The organism is Amycolatopsis antarctica (assembly GCF_002262875.1).
Taxonomy (GTDB): domain Bacteria; phylum Actinomycetota; class Actinomycetes; order Mycobacteriales; family Pseudonocardiaceae; genus Amycolatopsis; species Amycolatopsis antarctica.
Genome location: NZ_NKYE01000005.1, coordinates 23,728 through 47,879, shown reverse-complemented (window position 1 = coordinate 47,879; position 24,152 = coordinate 23,728). Strand labels below are relative to the sequence as shown.

At 69.7% G+C, this 24,152-nt stretch carries 24 protein-coding genes; 8 read left to right on the top strand and 16 right to left on the bottom strand.

Annotated features, from left to right (window positions below; translation table 11 throughout):
* Positions 1–191 precede the first annotated feature (191 nt).
* A complete protein-coding gene (coaA, locus tag CFN78_RS09935) occupies positions 192–1,124 on the top strand; it encodes a type I pantothenate kinase (protein ID WP_094862396.1) in 933 nt (310 codons plus the stop codon).
* Here coaA and CFN78_RS09930 read toward each other — a convergent pair.
* Both CFN78_RS09930 and CFN78_RS09925 read right to left on the bottom strand, forming a co-directional pair.
* On the bottom strand, positions 1,121–1,699 hold the full coding sequence (locus tag CFN78_RS09930; RefSeq protein WP_094862394.1) for a hypothetical protein: 579 nt from the start codon (positions 1,697–1,699) through the stop codon (positions 1,121–1,123). The genes coaA and CFN78_RS09930 overlap by 4 nt on opposite strands.
* Before the next feature lie 10 nt (positions 1,700–1,709).
* Positions 1,710–2,321, bottom strand: coding sequence for a glycoside hydrolase family 25 protein (locus tag CFN78_RS09925; RefSeq protein ID WP_165777504.1), 612 nt, complete (start codon positions 2,319–2,321; stop codon positions 1,710–1,712).
* A gap of 234 nt (positions 2,322–2,555) precedes the next feature.
* Between CFN78_RS09925 and CFN78_RS09920 the strand changes: the two genes are divergently transcribed.
* The gene (locus CFN78_RS09920; protein WP_094862391.1) at positions 2,556–2,750 is read left to right on the top strand and encodes a hypothetical protein; all 195 of its coding nucleotides are present in this window, start codon (positions 2,556–2,558) and stop codon (positions 2,748–2,750) included.
* An 18-nt stretch (positions 2,751–2,768) separates the two neighbouring features.
* Here the strand turns inward: CFN78_RS09920 and CFN78_RS09915 are convergent, their stop codons facing one another.
* From CFN78_RS09915 to CFN78_RS09885, 7 genes are all read right to left on the bottom strand, one after another.
* Positions 2,769–3,359 (bottom strand): GTP-binding protein, encoded by a 591-nt coding sequence (locus CFN78_RS09915; RefSeq protein ID WP_094862389.1) that lies wholly within the window; start codon positions 3,357–3,359, stop codon positions 2,769–2,771.
* Entirely contained in the window at positions 3,340–3,711 is a 372-nt protein-coding gene (locus CFN78_RS09910; RefSeq protein ID WP_094862388.1) for a DUF742 domain-containing protein, read from the bottom strand. The genes CFN78_RS09915 and CFN78_RS09910 overlap by 20 nt, the downstream gene beginning before the upstream one ends.
* Positions 3,711–4,133, bottom strand: coding sequence for a roadblock/LC7 domain-containing protein (locus CFN78_RS09905; protein WP_094862387.1), 423 nt, complete (start codon positions 4,131–4,133; stop codon positions 3,711–3,713). Before CFN78_RS09905 ends, CFN78_RS09910 begins: the two co-directional genes overlap by 1 nt.
* A 68-nt stretch (positions 4,134–4,201) precedes the next feature.
* Positions 4,202–6,715, bottom strand: a complete 2,514-nt coding sequence (locus tag CFN78_RS09900; protein ID WP_240519365.1) for a sensor histidine kinase — start codon at positions 6,713–6,715, stop codon at positions 4,202–4,204.
* A gap of 296 nt (positions 6,716–7,011) precedes the next feature.
* The gene (locus tag CFN78_RS09895) at positions 7,012–8,604 is read right to left on the bottom strand and encodes a hypothetical protein (protein WP_094862384.1); all 1,593 of its coding nucleotides are present in this window, start codon (positions 8,602–8,604) and stop codon (positions 7,012–7,014) included.
* A 474-nt stretch (positions 8,605–9,078) separates the two neighbouring features.
* A complete protein-coding gene (locus tag CFN78_RS30290) occupies positions 9,079–9,285 on the bottom strand; it encodes a pentapeptide repeat-containing protein (RefSeq protein ID WP_420807873.1) in 207 nt (68 codons plus the stop codon).
* A 972-nt stretch (positions 9,286–10,257) separates the two neighbouring features.
* Complete coding sequence (locus tag CFN78_RS09885; RefSeq protein WP_094862383.1) at positions 10,258–10,608, bottom strand: DUF3024 domain-containing protein; 351 nt, start codon at positions 10,606–10,608, stop codon at positions 10,258–10,260.
* A gap of 88 nt (positions 10,609–10,696) precedes the next feature.
* Between CFN78_RS09885 and CFN78_RS09880 the strand changes: the two genes are divergently transcribed.
* Positions 10,697–11,029, top strand: a complete 333-nt coding sequence (locus tag CFN78_RS09880) for a nucleotide pyrophosphohydrolase (RefSeq protein WP_094862382.1) — start codon at positions 10,697–10,699, stop codon at positions 11,027–11,029.
* Between the two features lie 92 nt (positions 11,030–11,121).
* Positions 11,122–13,011, top strand: a complete 1,890-nt coding sequence (locus CFN78_RS09875; RefSeq protein ID WP_094862381.1) for a DUF2075 domain-containing protein — start codon at positions 11,122–11,124, stop codon at positions 13,009–13,011.
* A 104-nt stretch (positions 13,012–13,115) separates the two neighbouring features.
* Here CFN78_RS09875 and CFN78_RS09870 read toward each other — a convergent pair whose 3' ends face one another.
* The 5 genes from CFN78_RS09870 to CFN78_RS09850 all read right to left on the bottom strand — a co-directional run bounded on the left by CFN78_RS09870 (position 13,116) and on the right by CFN78_RS09850 (position 17,227).
* Positions 13,116–14,405 carry an HAD family hydrolase gene (locus CFN78_RS09870; protein ID WP_094862380.1) on the bottom strand — a complete coding sequence of 430 codons (1,290 nt, stop codon included), beginning with the start codon at positions 14,403–14,405 and terminating at the stop codon, positions 13,116–13,118.
* A 136-nt stretch (positions 14,406–14,541) separates the two neighbouring features.
* Positions 14,542–15,183 carry a DUF427 domain-containing protein gene (locus tag CFN78_RS09865; protein WP_094862379.1) on the bottom strand — a complete coding sequence of 214 codons (642 nt, stop codon included), beginning with the start codon at positions 15,181–15,183 and terminating at the stop codon, positions 14,542–14,544.
* A 123-nt stretch (positions 15,184–15,306) separates the two neighbouring features.
* Positions 15,307–15,957, bottom strand: coding sequence for a formylglycine-generating enzyme family protein (locus tag CFN78_RS09860; protein ID WP_094862378.1), 651 nt, complete (start codon positions 15,955–15,957; stop codon positions 15,307–15,309).
* A 21-nt stretch (positions 15,958–15,978) separates the two neighbouring features.
* The gene (locus CFN78_RS09855; protein WP_240519363.1) at positions 15,979–16,647 is read right to left on the bottom strand and encodes a class F sortase; all 669 of its coding nucleotides are present in this window, start codon (positions 16,645–16,647) and stop codon (positions 15,979–15,981) included.
* Between the two features lie 22 nt (positions 16,648–16,669).
* Positions 16,670–17,227, bottom strand: a complete 558-nt coding sequence (locus tag CFN78_RS09850) for an excalibur calcium-binding domain-containing protein (RefSeq protein WP_240519362.1) — start codon at positions 17,225–17,227, stop codon at positions 16,670–16,672.
* Between the two features lie 337 nt (positions 17,228–17,564).
* On the opposite strand from CFN78_RS09850, the gene CFN78_RS09845 reads away from it, so the two are divergent.
* The 4 genes from CFN78_RS09845 (at position 17,565) to CFN78_RS09835 (ending at position 20,749) form a co-directional block, all read left to right on the top strand.
* Positions 17,565–18,080, top strand: coding sequence for a YkvA family protein (locus tag CFN78_RS09845; protein WP_094862376.1), 516 nt, complete (start codon positions 17,565–17,567; stop codon positions 18,078–18,080).
* 156 nt (positions 18,081–18,236) lie between these two features.
* Entirely contained in the window at positions 18,237–18,410 is a 174-nt protein-coding gene (locus CFN78_RS29115) for a hypothetical protein (protein WP_165777503.1), read from the top strand.
* Positions 18,389–19,018: a response regulator gene (locus CFN78_RS09840; RefSeq protein WP_094862375.1), complete on the top strand. Its 630-nt coding sequence runs from the start codon at positions 18,389–18,391 to the stop codon at positions 19,016–19,018. The genes CFN78_RS29115 and CFN78_RS09840 overlap by 22 nt, the downstream gene beginning before the upstream one ends.
* Before the next feature lie 69 nt (positions 19,019–19,087).
* Positions 19,088–20,749, top strand: a complete 1,662-nt coding sequence (locus CFN78_RS09835; RefSeq protein ID WP_205660479.1) for a hypothetical protein — start codon at positions 19,088–19,090, stop codon at positions 20,747–20,749.
* Here the strand turns inward: CFN78_RS09835 and CFN78_RS09830 are convergent.
* Both CFN78_RS09830 and CFN78_RS09825 read right to left on the bottom strand, forming a co-directional pair.
* Positions 20,673–22,922, bottom strand: coding sequence for a hypothetical protein (locus CFN78_RS09830; RefSeq protein ID WP_094862374.1), 2,250 nt, complete (start codon positions 22,920–22,922; stop codon positions 20,673–20,675). The genes CFN78_RS09835 and CFN78_RS09830 overlap by 77 nt on opposite strands.
* 77 nt (positions 22,923–22,999) lie before the next feature.
* Positions 23,000–24,139 (bottom strand): GAF domain-containing sensor histidine kinase, encoded by a 1,140-nt coding sequence (locus tag CFN78_RS09825; RefSeq protein ID WP_094862679.1) that lies wholly within the window; start codon positions 24,137–24,139, stop codon positions 23,000–23,002.
* Between the last annotated feature and the right edge of the window lie 13 nt (positions 24,140–24,152).

Sequence of the window (24,152 nt, the reverse complement as noted above, 5' to 3'; positions counted from 1 at the left end):
CGGACAGGCGTGGAAACTTTCGCAGGTCAGCGTCGGAAAACCGGGTCAGATCCGAGGATCGGCGCGTTCAGGAGAAATTCATCACAGCGCCAGAGTGGCCGGGCTGATTTACCGTTGGACGACGCAAGGCAGAAGTGTGACCGTTCTGCGGTCGACAAGTGGTCCAGCCCTCGATGGCGAGGAGTCTTCGAATGCCGCGGGTCCGAGAGCTCAGCCCATACGTCGAGCTGCACCGCGATCAGTGGCGGGAACTCCGCCGCGCCACACCGCTCCCGCTCACCTCGGACGAACTGGTGCGCCTGCGCGGTCTCGGCGAACTGGTCGACCTGGCCGAGGTCGCCGAGGTCTACCTGCCGCTGTCCCGGCTGATCAACCTCCAGGTCGCCGCCCGTCAGCGGCTGTACCGGGCGACCACCACCTTTCTCGGCGAGGAAGGACGCAGCACCAAGGTCCCGTTCGTCATCGGCATCGCGGGCAGCGTGGCGGTCGGCAAGTCGACGACCGCGCGCATCCTGCGCACCCTGCTCGCCCGCTGGCCCGACCATCCCCGCGTCGATCTCGTCACCACCGACGGATTCCTCTACCCGCGCGAGGAACTGCTACGCCGGGGAATCATGCACCGCAAGGGTTTCCCGGAGAGCTACGACCGGCGCGCGCTGCTGCGGTTCGTCTCGGACGTCAAGTCCGGCGCGGACGAGGTCAGCGCCCCCGTCTACTCCCACCTCGCCTACGACATCGTGCCCGGCGAGGAGCAGGTCGTACGGCAGCCGGACATCCTGATCGTGGAGGGCCTCAACGTCCTGCAGCCCGGCCCCCGGCTGACCGTGTCGGACCTGTTCGACTTCTCCATCTACGTCGACGCGCGCACCGAGGACATCGAACGCTGGTACGTGGAAAGGTTCCTGACCCTGCGGCACACCGCGTTCGCGGACCCGGCCTCGCACTTCCACCACTTCGCCGGGCTGCCCGACGACGAGGCGCGCGCCGAAGCGAGCCACCTGTGGACGACCATCAACCAGCCGAACCTGGTGGAGAACATCCGCCCGACCCGTCCGCGGGCGACTTTGGTGCTGCGCAAGGATTCCGACCACTCGATCAACCGGGTCCGGCTGCGCAAGCTCTAGAACAGGTCGGTGACCAGTTCCCGCAGTGCCCGTTCGCACGCGGCCTGGTCGGCGGCGAAGCGCCTCGACGCCAGCACGTGCGTGCGGGACAGGCGGTGCCAGACCTCGCCATCCACCGACACCACGGTCACGGTCGCCTGGAAGGGCCGTACCTTACGTCCCCGCTCCTCCTCCAGCTCCCGGACCATGGCACCGACGTTACTCGTGTGCGACGGCCGCCGGGACGGCGAATCGCCCCGTGGCCGCCGCGCGAACGAGTCCCGAAAATGCTGCACGGCAACGGAAATCGCCGAGTCCTCGGCCAGCGCTTCCGGCATCGCGGGCCCGCCCTTGCGGCGGTTCGCCGAGAAACTGAGCACCGCCTCCCACCACATCGGCCACTGCCGCTGCACCTCGGCCCGGTCGATGTGCGGTGGGACCTCCACCGGCACGCCCGGATCCACGGCGGGCAGGAACGGGTCGGTGTCCACCGACAGCGCCAGGACGTCGCGCAGGTACAGCGCGAGCTGCACCGACTCGTCGTCGGTCCAGCACAATTCCCACGCCTGGTCACTGCCCTCGGTACGCACAGTCACAGCCTGCCGGTCACGGTACGAGGAAGCTGCCGGTCACGTACCCGCCGACGGTCGCGTTGCGGTCGACGCCCCCGGCGATGCCCGGCACCACGCCCTTGTCGCTGTGCTGGTGCAGCGCCAGCCGAGGGTGCGCCCAGCCCGGGTTGCCGGGGTCGCCGTTGTAGCGGGCGATCCACAGCAGCACGTTGTCGTCGGCCCACTCGTCCGGCCGCAGAATGTTGTTCCACCAGTTCAGGTTCGCGTAGACGAGCATGCCCGCTACTCCGGTGCGCGCCCGGAACTGGCCGATGAAGTCGGCGACGAACGGGTTCGGGTCACCGAAGCCCTCCGCCTCCATGTCCAGCGCCGGCCAGACACTGCCGGGTGCCAGCAGACCGCGCTCGTTCAGCCGGTCGGCGAAGTGCGCCACCTGCGCGCCGACGTCCACCGGCCGGGCGAAGTGGTAGCCGCCCGCGGCGATTCCGGCACCGCGCGCTCCGTCCGCGTATCCGGCCGAGGTGTCGTCCACATAGTCGGTGGACTCGGTGACCTTGAGCAGTGCGTAGGAGATTCCGTTGCCCCGCACGGCATTCCAGTCCTCGACGGCGTTGTAGTGCGAGACGTCGATTCCGTAGTCCGTCATTGGGTTTTCCCCGATCTTCCGGCGTGGTGCTGCGGTCTCCCGACATTGTCCCGTCCCCGGGTACCGGCGCCCGGTGAGCGGGTCAAGTTCATGCGGGTGGCGCAGCACGGAAGTCTCTCCGCCACGCACCGCCACGGCCATTCGCCCGCCACGGGGCGGTTCCGGCTGGCACGATTGCCGATATCGGCGCGGGGTCACCGCCCGTATCCCGCCCACGAGCCAACCGGAGTACCGATGCCCCGCAGCCAGCAGATCACCTACCGGGCCACCGAGGAGAAGCGCGGTATGACGCTCGGCGAGCTGGAGGCCGCCCTCGCGGACGCGCGCAACTGCGGCGCGCACGACGGCGACCGCGTCAAGGTGCGCATCAACTTCGGCGGCACGCTGAAGAACGTCACGGTGCTCAGCGAGGACGGCGCCACCGGCTGAGCGAGGCGCCTGGCCTGGTCAGTGCACGGCGGCCGTCTGCTTGCCCATGACGTAGCGCAGCAGGGCTTCCAGCATGTCCCGGGTCGACCGCCGTTCCCGCGCGTCGCACAGCATGATCGGCACCGAGTCGTCGAGGTCGAGCGCCCCGCGTACCTCCTCGATGTCGTAGGGCTGGTCGCCGTCGAAGCAGTTCACGCCCACCACGAACGAGGTGCCACGGCGTTCGAAGAAGTCGACCGCCGGGAAGCAGGAGTCGAGACGGCGGGTGTCGGCCAGCACGATGGCGCCGATCGCACCCGAGGCGAGCTCGTCCCACATGAACCAGAACCGGTCCTGGCCGGGCGTGCCGAACAGGTACAGCACCAGGTCGTCGCTGATGGTGATGCGGCCGAAGTCGAGGGCGACGGTGGTGGTCGTCTTGTTCTCCACACCGGTCAGGTCGTCCACGGCGACACCGCGCTCGGTCAGCATCTCCTCGGTGCGCAGCGGGGCGATCTCGGAGAGCGCACCCACCATCGTCGTCTTGCCCACGCCGAAGCCGCCGGCCACGACGACCTTGACGGCCGTCATCGACAGCGACGCGAGAGCGTCAGAGTTTCCGGATACCATCGAGCACCGCCTGCAGTACGTGCTTTTCGGGGACCTCGGACGACGGCGCCGCCGAGCGGAAGATGAGCTGTCTCTGTTCGATCAGGTCGCCGAGCAGGACCTTCACCACGGCGAGTGGCAGGTCCACCCTGGCACTGACCTCGGCGACCGAGAGCGGGTACTGACACAGCCGGACGATCTGCGCGTGTTCCGGCTGGAGGTGCGCGTTCCCGTTGCCGGACGGGACGGCGACCACCAGCGTGAGCAGGTCCAGGCCGTAGACGTCGGAACGGGTACGGCCGCGGGTGACCGCGTAGGGGCGGACGAGCGGGCCCGCCGCCTCGTCGAACCATCTCTCCTCGCGACGCCTCATCATGGGGCGCGATCTGCCGCCGGTTCGGCCACCGGGTTGCGCGGCGCGGCGAGCACGCCGCCGATTCGGCGGACCAGCAGGTTCATCTCGTACGCCACCATGCCCATGTCGGCGTCCTCCGCCGCGAGCAGCGCCAGGCACGCGCCCTTGCCCGCGGCGGTCACCACCAGGAAAGCGCTGTCCATCTCGACCACGGTCTGCCGGACGTCGCCGCCACCGAAATGGCGGCCGGTGCCGCGGGCGAGACTCTGGAACGCCGACGCCAGCGCGGAAAGGTGCTCGGCGTCCTCGGCGGACAAGCGCGCGGACCGGCCGATCAGCAGCCCGTCCGCCGACAGCACGACGGCGCGTTCGGCACCGACGACCCGCTCGACCAGGTCGTCGAGCAGCCAGTCGAGTTCGCTGACGTCCGGTTCGCCCATGGCCTTCCCTTCCTCCGAAACCACACCTGCTCCCGCGTTCGGGATTGCTGTGCCCACTGCCCTTCCGATCACTGCGAACGTTGCTCCTGCCGGGCCCTGCGGGTGCCGTCCTGGAACGCCGACAGCCGCTGGCGCGCGCGTTCCGGTGAAACCCACTGGTCCTGCTCGTCGTGGCGCTGCGGTGGACTCTCCAATTGTGGAGCCAGGTTCCGCTGCCTGCGCCGCTTCGGCAACGGGGGCGGCGCCCCGTCAGGGGCCGGTTCGGCGACCGACCGCTGCTGGAACACCGGCGGGTGCGCGGCGACCGGCGGCTGCTCGGCCTGACTCGGCGCGGGATGCCGGTCGACGAACAACCCGCCCGCGGGCTCGGGCTCCGCGGCGGGCTCCTCGACGGCGGGCCAGGCCGGCTCCCCGGATCGCACCGCGTCGAGCTGGACGGTGACCTCGGGGGTCTCCTCGGCGCTTGACCGGCGGGCCACCGGCCCCCTGGACGGTTGCCGGACCGGCAGTTCCGGCGACGGCGCGGGATCCGCCACGGAAGCCGGTTCCGCTGCCGGGGCCGGTTCCGGTTCGAAGGCGGGCACGGCGTACGGCTTCGGCGGGCCTGTCACCGGCGCCCGGTACGGCCGGGGCCGCCTTCGCGGGCGGGGCAGGCGGGGCGCGGCGGCACCCTCGTCCGGCTGCGCGCGCCGAGGTGCCTCCGGCTCCGGCTGGGCGGGTGCGGCGGATTCGGTGAGCAGTTCTTCGGGCACCAGCACGACGGCGCGGACCCCGCCGTACACCGACTCGCGCAGCGTCACCGAGATACCATGCCGCACGGCGAGCTGACCGACCACGAACAGGCCGAGCCGCGGCTCACTGGACAGCGCCATGACGCTGAAGTCCGGCGGATCGTCCAGGGTCGCGTTGAACTCGGTGAGCCGTGCAGGGTCGATGCCGAGGCCCTGGTCCTCGACCTCCAGCACCAGGTCGCGGCCGGAAGCGTTGCCGATCAGCCGCACCGGCGATTCCGGCGGGGAGTACGTGGTGGCGTTGTCCACCAGCTCGGCCAGCAGGTGGATGAGGTCGGCCACGACGGCGCCGTCCACCGCGACCGGCGGGAACTGGCCGACGGCGACCCGGGTGTAGTCCTCGGTCTCGGACAGCGCGCTGCGCGCCACGTCCACGACGGGCACCGGGTTGCGCCACTGGCGGCCCGGCCGCTCGCCACCGAGGATGATCAGGTTCTCGGCGTTGCGCCGGGCCCGGGTGGCGAAATGGTCGAGCTTGAACAGCAGGTCCAGGTGCTCCGGGTCCTCCTGCCTGCGCTCGGCCTCGTCCAGCACCTCGAGCTGCTTGTGCGCGATGACCTGGCTGCGGTGCGCGATGTCCAGGAACACCGTCCGCGTGCCCTCCCTGGTCTCCGCCTCCTGCACGGCCGCGGCGACGGCGGTGAACTGCGCGGTGTTGAACGCCTCCGCGACCTGCCCGATCTCGTCGGTGCCGTGGTAGAGCGGGGCGACCTCGTCGTCGAGGTCGACGGGCCTGCCGGTGCGCAGGCGCTCGACGATCCGCGGCAGGCGTTCGTCGGCAAGGTCGAAGGTCTCCTCACGCAACCGCTGCAGACGGCCGACCAGCCGGTTCGACAGGCGCAGCGCCACCAGGAACGCGGTCACCGCGGCCAGGACGACGGCGGTCGCGCCGATCAGCGTGGTGATCAGGCTGTCCTCGGCGGCGGCGGTACCGAGCACGGTCGCGGCCGCGGTGTGCTGGGTGTAGAGCTGCAGGAGCTGGTCGGCGACCTGCCGGGCGGCGGCCTGCCATTCGGCGGGCTCGACGGGCAGCGGTTCCGCACGGCCGCCCGGCTGGTCGAGACCGCGTTCGACGAAGGTGTTCTCGACCGTCGTCACCTTCGCCCACGGGTCCCCGGCGACGAGCTGGTCGTAGCTCGCGCGAACCTCCGGTGCCATGCCGGGCACCGCCGCGGTGAGCTGCGAGTGGTAACCGCCGATCTCCTCGACGTACCCGCGGAAGTCCTCGGCGGAGAAGCCCTCGCCCCGGTCGGCCACGGTAGCCAGGGCGTGGCCACGGGCCATGCCCTCCGCGCTCGCGAAGAGCTGCAGCGCGGTGACCTGCTCGGCGGCGACCTCGGCGTCCGGAGCGTCCCGCGCGGCACCCTGCAACGCGGCGGCGCACACGTCGAGGAGCTCGTTGTAGTAGTCGAAGGTGGCCTTGGGCGAGAGCTGCCCGGCGTCGGCCTGCGCACGGTTGACGGCGAGTTGCGCGGTGAGCTCGGAGAGCCTGCCCGCCGCATCGCTCACCGCGGGCGGCGCGCCGTCGGCGAGTTCGCCGATGGCCGCGGTGACGGCCTCGCGTGCCTGGTCGGTCTCCTGGCGGGGCTCGTCGAGCGGCCTGCGCTCGTCGGCGGGCGCGGCGAGCTGCTCCAGCGTCAGCCTGCGCTCCTCCTGAACCGCGGTGACGAACCCGGCGACCGGCATGACCGATTCCCGTGCCTGGTCGGCGAAGTCCTTGAGCTTGACGGACTGGTAGATGAGGTAGCCGGCCAGCGTCGCCCCGATGAGCAGGAGCGCGAAACTGGGCACGAGCGCGATGGAGAGGACGCGAGCGCGAATCGACCTCGCCCGTCCACGCGGCCGCGGTGTCTGCTTCAAGGCTGTTCCGGGTCCTTCCAGCAACTCGTCGCCATCGCCTGTCTGGTTCCGGCGCAACCCCGAGTCCACGCTTGCCGGATCAGCCCGTCGTGGTCCGCTTCGCGGGTGCACACGCTATTGACGCGCGCGTTCGGAGTCAACCGCCGTCCACCGTCCGGCGCAGCAAAGGGTCCCGGCACTGGTCAGTGACCTGAAGCGGAGTCGACCCGTTGTGCGCCAATGGTTTCCTACAACGCCAGTTCGCGCAGCGCCGCGCGGTAGCCGTCGATGTCCGGGTCCTGCTCGCCGGTGAGCGCACCCGCCAGGTACTCCAGGACGAGCCTGCCGAGGACGTCGAAGATCTCGTCCCGGTCGTGCTCGGCCTCGGCGAGCGCGACCACGGCCGGCCACAGCTCCTCCGGGTCGTCCGCCCACAACTGGTTCACCAGTACCTGCTTGACGGCGATGAACAGGTGCGGGTCCACACCGTCGATCTCACCGTCGAACTCGGGATCGGCGAGCGCGTCGTGGTACTCGGGGTGCTCGCCGAGGACCAGCAGGTACCGCTCGTCCTCATCGGCCGGGTCGAGGTCGGGGAAGTCGTCCACGCCGACCACGGCACTGGTCTCCGGAACGGCGAAACGCCTGCGTGCCAGCGTTTCCTCGACGAGATCGTCGTCGGCGCCGGTGGCCACACCCTCCAGGTAGGAGTCCAGGTGCTCGTCGTCGGCCGGACCGTCCTCGAAGTACTGGATGCTCTCCTCGGCCGATTCGAGCAGTTCGGCGACGGCGTGCGCGGACAGTTCCGAGCGGCCACCCGCCCAGCCCGCCCAGGCGCGCACCACGTCGGGCAGCGCCTCGGCCTGCTCCTCGGTCAGCTCGATCTCGTTCGGCACCCAGTCCTCGAGGAACTCGGCGAGCTTGCCGGGGCCGACCCGCAGCGGCCTGCCCTCGTCGAGGTCGCAGCCGAAGTCGACGATCAGCCGCGCGCAGGTCGCCGCGTCCGCGTCGGTCTCCTCGATCGCGGTCAGGAACTCGGTGACGATGGCGTCCCGCTCCGCGTCGGTGTGCTTGACCGGTTCGGCCAGCACGTCGGCGGCCGGGAGCAGGCGGCAGCGGGCGAGCACCAGCGCACGGTTGGCGACCAGCACCTCGCCGGGCTCCACCTCGCTGACGTCGGCCAGGTCCAGGCCACGTTCGATCAGCGCGCGGGCGCGGGAGGCGTCGATCGGGCGGACGTCGAGCAGGCCCTCCGAGTCGGCCGCCTGGGCGCGGAGGTCGGCGAGCAGCCCGTCCGGCTCCTCGGTGCAGAACGCCTCCTCGACGCAGCCGCCGAGATGGTTGGCGTCGAGTACCGCCGCGATCCCGTGCGAACGGCCTGCGCGGTCGAAGGTCAGCAGCAAGGTCGTCTGGTCGCCGTAGACGTCGGTGGACTCCCAGCACCCCGTCGGCGAGGCGGTGCCGATCGCGTCCGCCCAATCCGGGACGGCCAGCCCGCGTTCGGCCATCAGGGTGGCCGCCTGCGCCGCGGCGGAGCGCTGCTCGTCGGTGACGGCGAGCGCGGCCATCGCGCGCAGCAGGGCAACCCCGGCGGGGGTGGAGGTGCGGCCCGCGTAGCGCACCAGGCCGAGGCCGACGGTGCGCTCCGGATCGTCGTAGGGCTCCGGAGCGCGCCACCACTCGCCGATCAGCTCGGAGGTGAACAACTCCACCTGCAGCACGTCCGGCTCGGCCGCGAGCGGGATGAAGTCGCGCAGGACGTCACCGAAGACGCCGTCCAGTTCGGCGTTCGCGCTGGGCGGCTTCGGCGTCTTCTTGCGTCCACGGCTGACGGGGCTCATGGCGATATCGTCGCACCCGGTCGTCCGAGCTGGATGCGGAGGCCGACCCGACTGCGCAGGGTCACCATGCGGGTGTCGTCCCTGCTCGCGGGCACCGTTGATCGACACCGAGCGTGAACGCGGACCTGCTTCCGGCGTGCGGCCGCGGTGAGTGGCGTGCTTCCCTTCAATGCCACTCACCGGCGGCCGCGTACGAGTGTCAGCGGGCGTGCCTGCCCCTGCGCACCAGGCCGAGGCCACCGGCGACGAGGGCGGCACCGGCGAGCGCCATCGCCGCGAGCGCGTCGCCGTTCGTCCCGGTGCTCGCCAGCTTCGAGGCGCTTCCACCGCCGCGCGTCGTCGTCGAGACGGCCTGCTTCTTCACCGACGTGCTGGCCTGCGCTTTCGGTGCCGCCTGCGACTTGGGCGCCGTGGCGGTGACCAGGGCGGCCGGGACGATCACCGAGGCGGGCACCACGGCGTCCGTACCGGGGTTCACGGGCTTCGGGGCGCCGGTGCCCGGGGCGGCGGGATCGGCGGGCTTTGGGGTGACGGTGCCCGGGTCATTCGTGCCCGGGTCATTCGTGCCCGGGTCATTCGTGCCCGGGTCATTCGTGCCCGGGTCATTCGTGCCCGGGTCATTCGTGCCCGGGTCATTCGTGCCCGGGTCATTCGTGCCCGGGTCATTCGTGCCCGGGTCATTCGTGCCCGGGTCATTCGTGCCCGGGTCATTCGTGCCCGGGTCATTCGTGCCACCGTTGTTGTCACCACCGCCGGTGTTGCCGCCGCCGTTGTTGTCGTCGTCGTCCTCGCCTGGCGTCTCCGTGGTGCAGACGGCCTTCGCGGCGTTGGCCTGCGCGGTCGCCAGGTACTTGGTGATGTTGGCGACCTTGGTTTCCAGGTTCGGGAGCGCGGCCTTGGCCGTGGCGAGTGTGGCGTTCGCCTGGCCTTCCACGGCCTTGGCCGCGGTGACGGCGGCCTGCAGCGGCTTGAGCGCATCCTTGGCGGCGGTGAACGCGGCCTGCGCGGCCTTCACGCGGTCCTGGAGCTTGCGGTTGTCCGGGCTCTTCTTGAGCTGACGGTTGGCGGCCTGCAGAGCGGCGTCGGCGTCCTTGATGACGGCGTTCTGCGCGCTGACCTTGTTGCCGGCCGCCTTGACCGCGGCCTGCGCCTGAACCCGTGCGGCATCGGCATCCTTGATCGCCTGACGTCCGGTCGCCAGGTTCGCCTCGTGCTTACGCTTCTCGCTCACGTACGAGACGGCCTTGCTGGCCCAGCTCTCGTGTTCGGCCTGGGAGAAGCAGTCGGCGGGCGCGGTCGCGGGCGCCGCTGGGGTCGCGAACGCGACGGCAGGACCCGCGAGTGCCAACGGCACGGCGACGGCGGCGACAACGGCAGTCTTGATGGAATTGCGCAAGGAATTCTCCCAGTCACGAATGGCGTCCCGACGATCGCGGGCCAGCGTCAGTTGAACATTCGCATAACCGCACGTGTTCGTTACCGGGGTTGCCGAAGATCGATTCTCACGCCGAATCGGTCAGATTTTCCCGTAGCTTCAACGAGTTTGCCCGGGCGGTCGCCAACAAGGATCGATCACATACGGTGATTCAGCACCGCTGGCCAGCCCGGTGGCAACCTGACCAAAGCCATCGCGCCACTGCCAAGTCCGGCGCGTCAGCCCCAGAAGTAGGCGTGCCGATCCCGGTCGATCTCGTCGAGCAGCGGGACAGGGGTTTCGGCGGCGGCCACCTCGGCGACCCGGTGCCAGCGGTCCTTGCTGTCGCCCCAGTAGAGGGTCCACCGATCCGTGTCGTCCAGGCGCAACTGGGCGATGCGCTGTTCCGCCCACTCCTGCTCGTCGGCCGATGAAGACGCCAGTGACCCGAGGGGACGACGTTCCACGACCGTCACCGAACGGCCTCGGCGACGGCACTCGACCCGGACCTGGTCCCGGACACGTTCGGGCACGCGGGTGTCGCACCAGCGTTCGATCTGGCGCAACTGGAACTCCGATACGGCCGACATGCCGCCAGAGTGCCAGCGTTGTCGACGGTTCGCTACGAGCCCCTCGTCGTAACGGCCGCGCGGCGAGTTGGTCTGGTAAAGAGGCGTCGTGTCAATCGATGAGACCGCACTGCGGTTACGGGAATTCGCCGCCGCGCGTCAGTGGGAGCAGTTTCATACGCCCAAGAACCTGGTCATGGCCTTATCGGGCGAAGTCGGGGAACTCACCGCGTTGTTCCAGTGGCTGACGGCCGAGGAGTCGGCGGCGATCCTGCACGATCCCGACTCTGCCTTCGACGTGCACGACGAGCTTGCCGACGTATTCATCTACCTGGTGCGCCTCGCTGACGTACTCGGCGTCGACCTGATCGAGTGCGCCCAGGCGAAGATCAACCGAAACGAGCAGCGCTTCCCGGCGCGATCTGCCGGAGAGATCGACTAGCCTGTTCTTCGCGGCCCGCCGGGCACCGAGGTAGCCACTTCGTTGTTGCCCCCACCCGCACGTCGATATTCGCGTGCCTTGTGGGGAATGCTGTGGCTCTTATCCGGCAGAGTGCTGCCGACCTGCTTGTCGATGCCAATTCCGGCCGTCTTCATCAGCGTCTGGAGGAGCAGGCAACGTTTCAGTGGCAACATCGGGTGGGCACTTCCGAGGTCCGTTCCTGGCAGCGGAGTCTGCCCCCGTTTCTTGCCGACCTGTTCGACGCCGGACTCGGTCACGTCGAGGTCCTGCTGGAACACAGGCTCCCGCACAGTCCGAAACGCGTCGACGTCGTGCTCTGCGGTATCCATCCACGGACGGCTGAGCCCACTTACGTTCTGGTCGAACTCAAGCAGTGGTCACGAGCGGAACTGCTCGCCGCCGAACTCGTCGCACTCGATGCGTACAGCGAGCCGGTGATCCACCCGGTCACTCAAGTCCAGTTGTACTGCGAGCACCTCGTCGGAGAGACGCCGGCTCTCGCCGAGCGGCCGTACTCTGTCCACGGGATCGCCTATCTGCACAACGCCAACGACTCCGGTGTACGCACCCTCAAGCAGTACACCCCTCACCAGTTCGGTCGCCTGTACACGATGGACGACAAGGCCGCGATGCTCGATCACCTTCGGTCCTTGTTGTCCCCCGAGGGAGATCGCACTGCGGCGCTGAAGGCGGCGGACGATTTCACCACCTTCCACCACGCTCCGTCGAAACCGCTGTTGAACCTGGCAGCCAGAGAGATTCGGGAGCGCGAACAGTTCGTCCTGCTCGATGAGCAACGAGTCGCGTTCGACCTCGTGATGCGTGCCGTCGAGCGGGCGCGGACAGCGCGCAAGCAGACTGTCGTCGTCGTTCGTGGCGGGCCGGGCTCGGGCAAGAGCGTCATCGCACTGAGCCTGCTCGGCGAACTGGCCCGCAGAGGACGCCCGGTCCACCATGCGACGGGATCGAGCGCGTTCACCAACACGATGCGCAAGGTCGCCGGTGCCGGAGACCGGCAGGTGAAGAACCTGTTCAAGTACTTCAACAACTACTCCGAGTCCGAACCCCGAACACTCGACGTTTTGATCTGCGACGAAGCTCATCGAATCAGAGAGACCAGCGTCAACCGGTTCACCAGGAAAGCAGTTCGAGACAGCGCCAGACCACAGATAACCGAACTCATCGACGTCGCCTGGGTACCGGTGTTCCTGCTGGACGAGAATCAGACGGTGCGCCCAGGCGAAATGGGCTCACTGGCCGAGATCAGGGACGCGGCTACTGCGGCGGGCTGCGACGTGGAGACCGTTACGCTCGAAGGGCAGTTCCGCTGCGGCGGCTCCGCCGTCTACGACACCTGGGTGGAACGCCTTCTCGGAATCGACAAACAGTCGCCTATCCGGTGGAAGCTACTTGCAGAACCGATGGATGACGATTTCGTCGTGACGACGGCCGATTCCCCCGACGCCGTGGAATCATGGCTACTCAACATGCGGGGTGACCGCTCGGAAACAGCTCGCGTCGCTGCGGGGTTCTGCTGGCGGTGGAGCAATCCTGTCGCCGTCGACGGAAACAAGACGTTGGTTCCCGATGTCAAGATCGGTTCCTGGGAACGACCATGGAACGCGAAACCCAACACGCGGGTACCGGACGCACCGGAATCCTACTACTGGGCATCCGACGACCGCGGATTCAACCAGGTCGGTTGCATCTATACCGCCCAGGGGTTCGAGTACGACTGGGCAGGGGTGCTGTTCGGTCCCGACTTCGTCCGGCGTGACGACAAGTGGGTTGCGTTACGAGAAGAGTCCCACGACCCGGCGGTCAAGAAGGCCGGCGAGTTCGAGTTCCCTGCTCTTATTCGCAACACGTACAAAGTCCTGCTGACACGGGGAATGCGCGGCGTGTGCCTCTACTCCACCGACGCGGAGACACACGAGTTCTTGCGATCCATGACGCGCTGATCCGCGCCTACATCCGCGTTGATCCCTGTCAGATCTCGGTTCGCCGCGCGGCGCGGGATGCCGTACCGCCCGACACGGCGGGTGGATGGCCGCTGACGGGTTGTTCAGCCGTGGACGGTGTCGGCCTGGTCGGGGATGACGGTGCCGTCCGTGCGGAGGACGGGGCCCACGGTGCCGTCCGCGTTCTCGTAGGCAGTCGTGGAGCAGGGGTAGGTGCGGTCCAGCGCGGGCAGCGGTTCGACGAACATCGGGTTGACCGCCCACCGGCCGTCGGCGTTGTCGTATGCGCGGCACATCAGCTCGTCCTTGTTGCGGTTCAGCGTGACGCGCACGCCGGTCGCGTCGGCGAGCATGGTGACGTCGGTGGTCGCGTCGCCTCCGGCGAGGGCCTGACGCTTCGCCTCTGGGGCGGGGTCGAGCTGCGCCTCCCCCTTGATGCCGAGGATGTTCTTGTTGACGAAGCACCGCTTGCCGTCGACGTAGGGCATGATCGCGTCCTCACCGTCCGCGATGCCGCCGCAGCCGGCCAGGTGACCGTTGATGCGGCCGTGCGTGGTCAGTGACTCGATGCCGATGGTGCGGTTCGGCGGGATGCCGACCTCCGAACCCCAGACGTCCGCGGTCTCCTTCGGCGAGGCCGACACGATCCACGTGTCGAAGCCCGCTCGGTTCAGCGTGCCGATGAGATCCTTGATCTCCGGGTAGTACCGCACCCAGGCGACCTCGGAGCTGGAACCGACTCGCTGCGTCGCGCCGACCGGTGCACGCAGCGCCGCCTTGCGTGCGTCACGGGCGATCTGCCGCACCTCGTCCGGGCGGTAACCGGCGTTGAGTTGCGCGACCCAGGCGTAACTCGCTTCCATCTCGCGGTGGTCGTACCCGGCGAAGACGTCCTCGCCGCCGGTGGTCTTGGCCTCCTTACGCACGGATAACAGCTCGTCGGCACAGTCGATGTCGGTGCTGGTGGGCAGTGGTTTCCCCGGCCGCGCATCGGTGCCGCAGGCAGCGCTCAGCGCGTCCGCCCCGGCGTCGGTCATGTAGCGACTGGTGTTGTGCCAGTCGCGGTCGCGGGGCTGGAGAATCTTGTCGTTGCGGAGCATGTAGAAAATCGTCTGGTCGGAGATGTCGTTCTTGATGACGGTGTTGTCCCAGTCGAACACCGCCAGCGGCTTCTTCCCGCCGCGATGCGCACCGCAGCGGCCGCGCTCGTCGATGACCTGCTGGATCTTCGCCGCGTTGTCGCCGTACCAGTGGTCGGCCAACTGGAGCTGCGGGCAACGGTGCCCTTGGCCGGACGCCGCTTCGGACGCCGCCGCCGTCGGCGGCGTGACCAGGCAGGCGACTACGGCCGCGGCGGCGCAGGCCGCGGTGAGGGCACGGGACGGTCTCGGCATCGGGGCTCCAGCGTCATCGGTGGCGATTGAGGCGATACTGCCACTCGCGCCGACTTCGTACAGCCCCGGTGATCAGCAGTTTTCCGGGCATACCAAGCAATTCCGGCATTTCAGCCAGCTCGTGGCCGACGCCGGCTCAGCCGAACTTGGTCACCGGGCGTTCCTGGCGCACCCCGTCCAGGAACACGTCGACCTGCTCGTCCAGGAAACACACCAGGCCCGCGACCTTCTGGCTCTCCCACAACGGCGTCGGATACGACCAGGCCAGATCGCGGTGCGAACGTCCGTTCACCCGGACCGAGAAATACTCGGACGTGCCCTTGTACGGGCAGCGGGTCACCGTGTCGCTCCGTTCAAGAAGGTCAAGGCGCACGTCCAGCTTCGGCAGGTAGTAGCGCGTCGGCAGGTTCGTCTCGAACAGCAGCCGGGCGGCACGGGTGTCGGCGACCGTCACCCCGTCGACCTCGACGCGCACGTGCCGCGAACTGGGCAGGATGTCGACGCGGACGCCCGGATCGCGTGGGTGCACGAAGACCTCCTCGTCCTCCTCGAACCAGGCATCCATCGCCTGCCAGTCGATCCGGACGTGGCCGGGTACTTCCGGGCGCGTGGTCACCGCTTCGGCGGGTAGCTCGCCAACGTCCTCGGCGGGCAGGAAGTACGTCGGGTAGTACGGCACCTCCCACACCAGCAGCGGCCGGATCGTGTCCGCCACGACCTTGCCGCTCAGCACCGCACGTACCCGCTTCGGTCCCTGTTCCGCACGCAGTTGGTCCATTCGAATCACAACACGGCAGCGCGCCGGCGTATTTCGCGACCACCGGGGCGGTCTTTGGAGCGTGATACGTCGACGAATCGCCGTCACCGAAGAGAAAGCGCGTTCGCTGAGGTGCAGCGGGGGTCAGCGGGCGATGCGGAAACCCAGGTCGTCGATACGGAACGCCGGCTGACTACGACGCCGCACCGACGCCCGGCAGCTCCAGCTCTCGTCGAACCAGCCGCCACCGCGCAGCACCCGGTAACCGGGATGGTCCTCAGCCTGGTAGACGTCCCAGCACCACTCCCACACGTTGCCGAGCATGTCGTGCAAGCCCCACGCGTTCGGCTGCCTGCCGCCCACTTCGTGGATACTTTCCGCGGAATTACCGCGGTACCAGGCGATCTCGTCGAGCTCGCCGTACCGCGCACCGCTCGTACCTGCCCGGCAGGCGTGTTCCCATTCGGCATCCGTCGGCAACCGGTAGCCGTCAGCGGACACGTCCCATTCGACGTCGCCGTCCGCCAGCCGGTACACGGGTGCCAGGCCCTCGCTCAGCGACAGCGCGTTGCAGAACTCGACCGCGTCCAGCCACGACACGCCCTCCACGGGCAACCGATCGCCGACTGCGGTACTCGGCCGCGCCCCCGTCACGCTTGCGTACCGCTCCTGGGTGACCGGACACGCCGCGAGCCGGAACGGTTCCACCTCGACCGGCCAGCTCCGCTGCCGTCGCCGATCCGACAACATCACCTGCCCGGCAGGCACCGCGACCAGCTCATCCCCCACGTCCACAATCCGATGCTACCGCCCACCTCACGCGCGGAAAGCCCGGACGAGCCTCGCGTACGCGACCACGTTGTCCTCGTAGTTGCCGGACGAACTGTCGAACTCGCCGCCGCAGGTGATCAGCCGCAACTCCGGTCCCGACGTGTCCCCGTACACCTTCTCCGTCGGAAACTCGGACTTCGCGTAGTGCTCCACCCTGCTCACCGCGAACACCGCGCTCGTCCCGTCCGCACGATGCACCACGACCTCCGCTCCCGACGTGAGTTCCTTCAACCGCTGGAAAACACCCGGCACCTTCCGGTAGTCCACATGCCCGGCGACCACCGCCGGACCGACCTCACCGGGCGTCGGGCTCTGGTCGAACCAGCCCGCCGTGACGGCGTCACCAGGCACCTCCAACGCACCATCCGCCTGCAGCCCCAACTCGATGATCCGATCCGTGCGCACCCCGATCGCCGGCACCTCCAGCCACGAGGGCTTCGACGCGGGCAGCACCTCCGCGTCGATCGGCGTGCCGGTCGGCCCCGCAACCCTCTCCGTCGACGGCGCCCGCTCCGTCGACGCGGCAGGCGGTTCCGCCGCGCCGACCGGCGCCACACCCGAGCCACCACCCGGGACCAGCAGGAACACCGCCACCGCGGCGGCTACCACCAGGAAGGCGACAGCCGCCGCGAGCAGCCTCGCCTGTGATCGCACCACCGACTCCCCCGCCACCGGCTCAGTTACCGGAACGCGCGCGACGGCCGGCGACCAGCACCGCACCGGCACCAGCGAGCAGCAGACCACCCAGCGCGTACCCGGCACCGTCCGTACCCGACACGCCCTCGTCGCCGCCGGTGGCGACCCCGCCCGACGGGTGCACCTTCACCTGCTGCGACGTCTTCTTCGCGGGCGCACCGAACTTCGACTCACAGGCAAACTGGTCGTTGTCGGCATCCAGGTTGTTCGGGTCGCTCGGGTCGTCCAGCAGCGCGGCCTGTGCGGCGGCCTGGGTCGAGTAGTCAGCGCAGTCCTTGTCGGCGGCCTTGACCGGCGCGGCCGCGGGCGCGGCAGGCTGAGTTGTCACAGGTGTGACAGGCTCGGGGCTCGGCGAGGTCGTCGTCGGCTCGGGTTCAGGCGTCACCGGAGTGGTGGTCGAACCGCCGGTCGGTCGGCTCGGCAAGCTCTCGCAGGCCCGGCCATCCTTGTCACGGTCCAGATCCGGGTACAAGCCAACGGCAGCCTGCGCGTCCTCCTGGTAGGTGAAGTCGCTACAAGTCTTGTTCAGGAGCCCCAAAGTAAGTCCGGAACCGGAGGCGGCTCCCACATCTTGACCGGCAGCGGTTCCGGCGAATACGAAACCGGCGATGGCGACGGCGGATACCAATGTCAGGGCACGACGAAGAGAGCGCACGAGAGAGCCTTTCCGAAAAGGGGAGAACCGAACGAAAAAAGTGGTGCCGCGGCAGGACAATTCGCGGCTCGCACCCCTGTATCGACGCCGGTGGCCGACCGTTACCGGCCGAAGTCACCAAAATCTTCCGCCCCGATTCACGACGTCCCGGTGGACCGATAACCACCGCCGTCGGCGGCGCGGGCACCACGGGGCCGGGCCGGTGCGGGACAATGGCCCCATGACGGGGATAGGGGTAGTGGACTTCATCGTCGGCCTGCTGCTGGGCCTGCTGTTGCTGTGGCCGGGACTGCTGCTCACGCTGATGGTGCTCAAGCCGCGGAAGGGACCGCTCCGCGACGCCGTCCGACTGCTCCCCGACCTGCTGGTGATGCTCCGCTCGATGGCGGCTGACCAGCAACAACGCCCGCTGATGCGGTTCCGGTTGAAGCTGCTGCTCGCCTACGTCGCCTCCCCGGTCGACCTGGTACCCGACTTCATCCCCGGCATCGGGCGACACGACGACGCGATCGTGGCCACCGCCGCCCTACGCGGGATCGTGCGCAGGGTCGGCATGCCTGCGGTACGGGCGCACTGGCGCGGCGGGCAGTCCGACTTCGAGGTCCTGAGCGGCCTGTGCGTCACCGAAGCCGGGCGCGGCCGGGTGCCCGACTTCGACCCGACGCAGCCGATGAATCACCCGGATGCGCGGGCCCGGGAGAACAACGCACGGCAGGACCACCCGCGCGGACGCTGACCGCTCGCGACATTCCGACCGGAAACGCGCGCGAAAGGATTGTTCTTCCCCATTTCCTTCGGTGAACGAATTCGGGCAAGGCGCCGATCCTTCCACCGAGCCGGGCAGGGGATGAGACGCGAATGACACGCTGCTGCTCTCACCGCGCTGTACACCGTGGTACTCGCGCTGGAACTGGTGGCCGCGGCCCCGATCGTCTCGGTGATCCGTGAGGTCGGCGCCCGCCAGTCGGCGTGGGCGCACCAGCCTGTGCTGCCCATCGTCACCATCGGCGCGGCGGACCCGCCGAAGGCCGTAACCTCGACGGCATGGCCATCGGCGTGCTCCTGATCGACGACCACGAGGTCGTGCGGCGCGGGTTGCGGGAACTCCTCGGCGACGAACCCGACATCGAGGTGGTCGCCGAGGCGGGCAGCGTGGACGAGGCGCTGGCGGTGGCGATGCACGTCGAGCCGGACGTGGCCGTGGTGGACGTGCGACTCGGTGACGGTGACGGCGTCACGCTGTGCCGGGACCTGCGCTCGCTGCCGAACCCACCGCACTGCCTGATGCTGACCGCGTTCGACGACGAGGAGGCCATGGTCGGCGCGATCATGGCCGGGGCCGCCGGATACCTGCTCAAGCAGGTACGCGGGCAGGACGTGGTGAACGCCGTGCGCGAGGTCGCCGCCGGCCGTTCACTGCTCGACCCGGTGACCACCGGGCACGTGCTGGACCGGCTGCGCGGCCCCGGGCCCGCCGACGAACTGGCCGCGTTCACCGAACGCGAGCGCAGCGTGCTCGAACTGATCGGGCAGGGCCTGTCGAACCGGGAGATCGCCGGCGAACTGTTCCTGGCCGAGAAGACGGTGAAGAACTACGTGACGTCCGTGCTGGGCAAACTCGGCATGCGGCGGCGTACCCAGGCTGCGGCCTGGGTTGCCCGGCGGGAACGTTAGAGCGGCAAGGATGTCCCCCGAAATACGCACCCCCCCCCCCCGTCGTTTTCCGGGAAGCCGGCGTTCGACGTGTGGCCGACCGTTGCCGTCGAGCGGCGGGTGCTCATCGTCGTCCGCACCGTCACCACCCTGAGCCGGTTGCTGGACATCGCCACCCTGCTCGAACGCGACGTCCGGGTGCAACTCGTGTTCACCCACGACGAGGCGAGACCCGCCATCCTGGGCGACGGCGTGGCGGACGCGCTGCGTGACCTGCGAGTCCCCACGATCACCTGGGGTCAGGCGACCGGCATCCGATTCGACCTCGCGATCGCCGCCAGCGAGAACGACGCCCTGCACGAGCTCGACGCGCCGATTCTCCTTGTCCCGCACGGTATCGGCTTCCAGAAGTACTACCCGGGCGGCCGGACGGTCGCCGGCATGAACCCCGAACGGCTCGTCCACGACGGCAGGGTCGTGCCGGAGGTGATCGCACTGTCCCACGAGGCCCAGCGGGAGCAACTGCGCGAGTCCTGCCCGCCGGCGGCCGCGCGGGCCGTGGTGATCGGCGACCCTGCGCTGGATCGCATGCTGGGCAGCGGGCACCGGGCAGGGGTGTACCGCCGCGCGCTGGGGGCGCGGGGCAGGCGGCTCGTCGTGGTCGCGTCGACCTGGGGTCCGGGATCGGTGTTCGGTTCCGCCCCCGAACTGCCGTACCGGTTGGTCACCGAGCTGGACGTGGACGAGTTCGCGGTATGTGCCGTGCTGCATCCCGGGATCGCCTCGGCCCACGGAGCGTGGATGGTCTCCGCCTGGTTGGCCGAGGCCGTCGCCTGCGGGTTGCGGATCGTCCGGCCCGAGGCGGGATGGCAGGCGGCGCTGTCGGCCGCCTCGGTGGTGGTGTCGGGCAGTGGCTCGCTGAGCCTGTACTCGGCGGCGTTGCGACGCCCGCTGCTGCTGACCGGCGGCTCGGCCAGCACCGTGGCGGGCTCGCCTGCCGAGTTGCTCGCCACCGGCGCGCCCTGGCTCGATCAGGATATCGACCTGGCAGACCAGCTTCGCTCGGCCGTCGCCGGATACGACCCCCGGCGGGACGAGGCGGCCGTGCGACGAGCGGTGGCCGGGCCCGGTCTGTCCGCCGAGGCACTGCGAGGACTGTTGTACGGCTCGCTGCGGCTGACCGAACCGGCCGGCGCCGCCGAGTACCCGCTGGTGGACGTGCCGCCCCCGCGATCGGCGGACCCGCCCGCGCTCGTGGTCGGTGTCGATCCGGGTGACCGGGTGCGGATCCGGCGGTATCCGGCGAGAACCGGCGGCAAGCCGCACCTGGGGCTGGACTTCCGGCACGTCGTCGCACACGGCACGGACGCCACCGTGACCCAGCTCGAGTCGGCCTCCGTGGTCTACACGCGCCTCGACCACGAGGAACACGGGGAGTTCGGCGAGTGGGCGGCGGAAACACTTCGGCAGTGGCCGGACGCCTCGCTGGCGGCGGCCACGACGGACCGGCACACCTGCCTGGTGCGCAACCGCCACGGAACGACCCTGCGGTTGTCGGTGACGAGTACGGAGGTGGACCCGCTGGCGCTCGCCTCGCTCTGCTACCTGCACGACGTCCAGGGAACAACACCGTCCACAGTGGAACATGTGCTGCTCGGCGAGCGGACCGTTCAGGTCAGGGTCGGCCGAGTTGCCAGCGCTGCGCCAGATACTCGTCCGTACGCGGATGACCCACCGCGAAAGCCGCTTTGACGAGTTCGTCCCAGCGGGCGATCGCGTCTTTTCGCCTGCCCGCAACGGTTTCCAGGCGGGCGGCGGTCTCACCGAACTCCCAGTAGTACTGGGTCACGCCCTGCTCGCGCAGCATCCGCCCGGCGTGGTCCAGCCGGTCGCGTGCCTCGGCCAGGTGTGGCCCGCCGAGCGCGACCAGTACCCCGGCCCACACCAGATGCCCGGCGGCGACGTTTCGTGGGTCGACTCCTTCGTGGACGGCGAAAGGCAGATACCGCAACGCCTCTCCGGGAAGGCCCACCTTGCGGTAGGCGCGGGCCAGCATCCGGGCGTGGATGCCGCACGCCCGGTGGTCCGCGATTCGCTGGTCCAGACCGACCGCCCGGTGGAAGCGGTCGATGGCCTGCCGGTACCGCTCGGCCGGGTCACCGTTGCCGGTGAGCGCCGCGACGTCGCCCTGTTCCTCGTAGTAGCGGCCCCACATCTCCAGTGTCGAGGATTCCAGCCGCGTCCTTTCGCGCTCGGAAAGTACGACCGTGCGCAGTGCCGCGTCTGCCGCTTCGAGCGCCTGGTGCGCGGCGGGGAAGTACCGGAACTGGGTGTGCAGCCGGGCGTGCATCCCGCAGGCGCGGGCGAGCAGGTCGGGTCGCTGGCCGATCTCCGTCGCGCTGCGCACGCGGTACTCGTTCATCGCCGCGTAGGTCCGGCGGTCGCCGACCCTGTTCAGCACCGCCTCGAACGCACCGACGATCTGGCACACCTGCTCGTGCAGGCCGTGCCGGTGGGCCTGCGGCACCAGGGCGGCGATGGTCTGCCGCTCGGCGACCAGCCAGTCGGTCCGGGGCCGCTCGCGGTAGCCGGGGATCGTCCAGTCTGTCGCGTTCAGCTCGGCGGGCTGGTCGTAACCGCGTAGCCGGTCGGGGGCACCCTGAAGGTCGGCCAGCATCGCGTGCCTGGCGAAGAAGCCGGTCAGCCGTGCGATGGCCGCGGCGGTCTCGTCCGCGTGGCCGCGGCGCGCGGCGTGGTCCCGGATCGGTTCCAGCAGCCGGTAGCGCCCATGCCCGTCGCCGTGCAGCAGGCCACGATCGGTCAACTGGTCGAGCACCGGACGGGAACGCGCACCGAGCAGCGCGTCCGCAGTGACCGGCGTGAAGTCCGGGCCGGGATGTACGGCCAACGAACACGCCGCTGCGGCGACCGATTCGTCCAGCGCGTCCCATGCTTGCCGCACCCACTCGCCGAGCACCCCTGGCCCGTCCGCGGCCCCGGCGTTCTCGTACTCCAGGAACAGACCGTGCACGGGCTCCGGCTCGCCGTAGCGGCGGCCGAGTTCGCCACCGATCACTTCCAGCACGAAGGGGACGTAGCCGCACAGATGCAGCAGCGCACCGGTCGCCTCGGGTTCTGCCCGCAGCAGATCCGCGCCGTCCCTTCCGGCGCCACCGCCGCACCGGGAAGCGAGCAGTTGCCAGGCACCCGCGGGGTCCAGGCCACCGAGCAGCTCGTACTGCCCGTACTTCGCCCGCAGGTCACCGGTCAGCTCGGTGGTCGTCACCAGGACCAGGTTGACCGGGGAGTTCTCGAACGGGGCGATCTCCGCGTGGCCCAACGCGTTGCGCAGGATGAGCACGAAGCTGTGCCGCACGGTGATCGAGAGGTACTGCTGCCGGAGCTCGTCGGTGGCCTCGGTGACGTCCGCGGCGGAGACGCCGAGCCGCCGCAGGACCTCGCGCCGCACCGAATCGACCAGGCCGAGGTCACCGGACCGGTGGTCGTCGAGATCCACGTCGACACAGCCGTGCGGGAACTTCTCGGCCCGGAGTTCGGCGATCCGGCGGACCAGGGAGGCGCGGCCGGTGCCCCGGCTGCCGACGGCGAGGTACACCCCGTCCTCCGGGATGCGCCGCAGATATTCCTCCCTGTCCCAGAAGGGTTCCGGCGCGATCGGCGACCAGGGCACCCCCGGGCAGTCACCGGTCAGCGAGAGTTCACGGGCCAACTGCCGGAAGGAATCCGGGTCGTGCTGAGACCACGCCGTGATCGAGTCGCGGGCACGGCCCGGGTCTTCGGGGATCTCGCCCATCTTCTGCTGGAGCCGGTCCCGGAGCAGCCGCCCGCCCTTGACCATGCCGCTGAGCACGAATCCCGTGACGACCTTGGCGGCTTCGGCCGCCACCGCCTCGACAACCACCATCTCGCTCCCCCGCGTCCGGATCGGCCACCCACGCTAGCAGCGGGCACCGATCAGGTCACGCGGCGTGAACCCGCGTCTCACAGCGGCAGGTCGAAGGCGACCATCGTGCCGAGACTGGGCGAGGTGTTGAGGTGGAAACTGCCGCCGGAACTCTCCGCGCGCTCGGCGAGATGGCGCAGTCCCCGGGTCTCGACGCCCTGCGGAACGCCGCAGCCGTTGTCCCGGACGCGCAGGCGCAGTTCGTGCGCGTCGCGGTGCAGGGTCACCCGCGTCTCGCTCGCCCCCGAGTGTCTGACCACATTGGACAGTGCTTCGCGGAGTACAGCGCGGATGTGGTCGGCGCGTTCCGGCGGGATTCCGGCCAGCTCACCGGAAAGCTCCAGGGTGGGCGGGAAACCGAGAAGTTCCCCGGCGATGCGGACCTCACCGCGCGCCGACTCGGCGAGGTCGGTGGCGGTCTCCGCGCGCGGCACCGCCTCCGGTTCCGGCGAACGCAGCGTGCGAACGGTGTCGCGGATCTCGCCGATGGTCTGGTCCAGCGCCTCGATCGCCTCGCCGAGACGTTCGGCATCGGCGTGGGCGAAGCGTTTCCGCATCCGGCGGCGCACCCGGTCGAGCTGCATCCCGGCGGCGTAGAGGCGCTGCACGATGACGTCGTGCAGGTCCCGGGCGATCCGTTCCCGTTCCTCGTACAGACTGACGCGCTGCCGGGCGTCCGCTCCCTCGCCGAGGGCGAGCACCAGACCGGCCTGCGCGGCGAACGCCGTCAGCACCTCGACCGTCGCCTCGCCGAAGGGGGCCGCGCCGCGCGCCCGGTAGACGGTCAGCGCGCCGAGCCTGCCGCTGCCGCTGCCGAACGGGGCGGCGGCGAACGGCCCGAACCCGCGCAGTTCGGCGGGCACGTACGGGGAGGTGCGGGTGTCGGTGGTGACGTCGTCCGCGACGACCGGTTCCCCGCCCCTGGCGACGCGGGCGGCGACCGACTCGGCGGCGAGCTGCACGCCGAGCAGCGCGGCGGCACCCTCGCCGTGCCCGGCCTCGACGACGACCTTGCCGTCCTGCGCGCGCACCATGACCAGGCCCAGCTCGGCGTCGGCGAGCTCGACGGCACGACGGACCACCGAGCCGAGGAGGGCGTCGGGTTCGTCGCCGGACAGCGCGGTGGTGGCGATCTCGGTGGCGGCGGACAGCGCCCGCGCGGCAAGGGTCGGTTCCATCAGTACCGGCAAG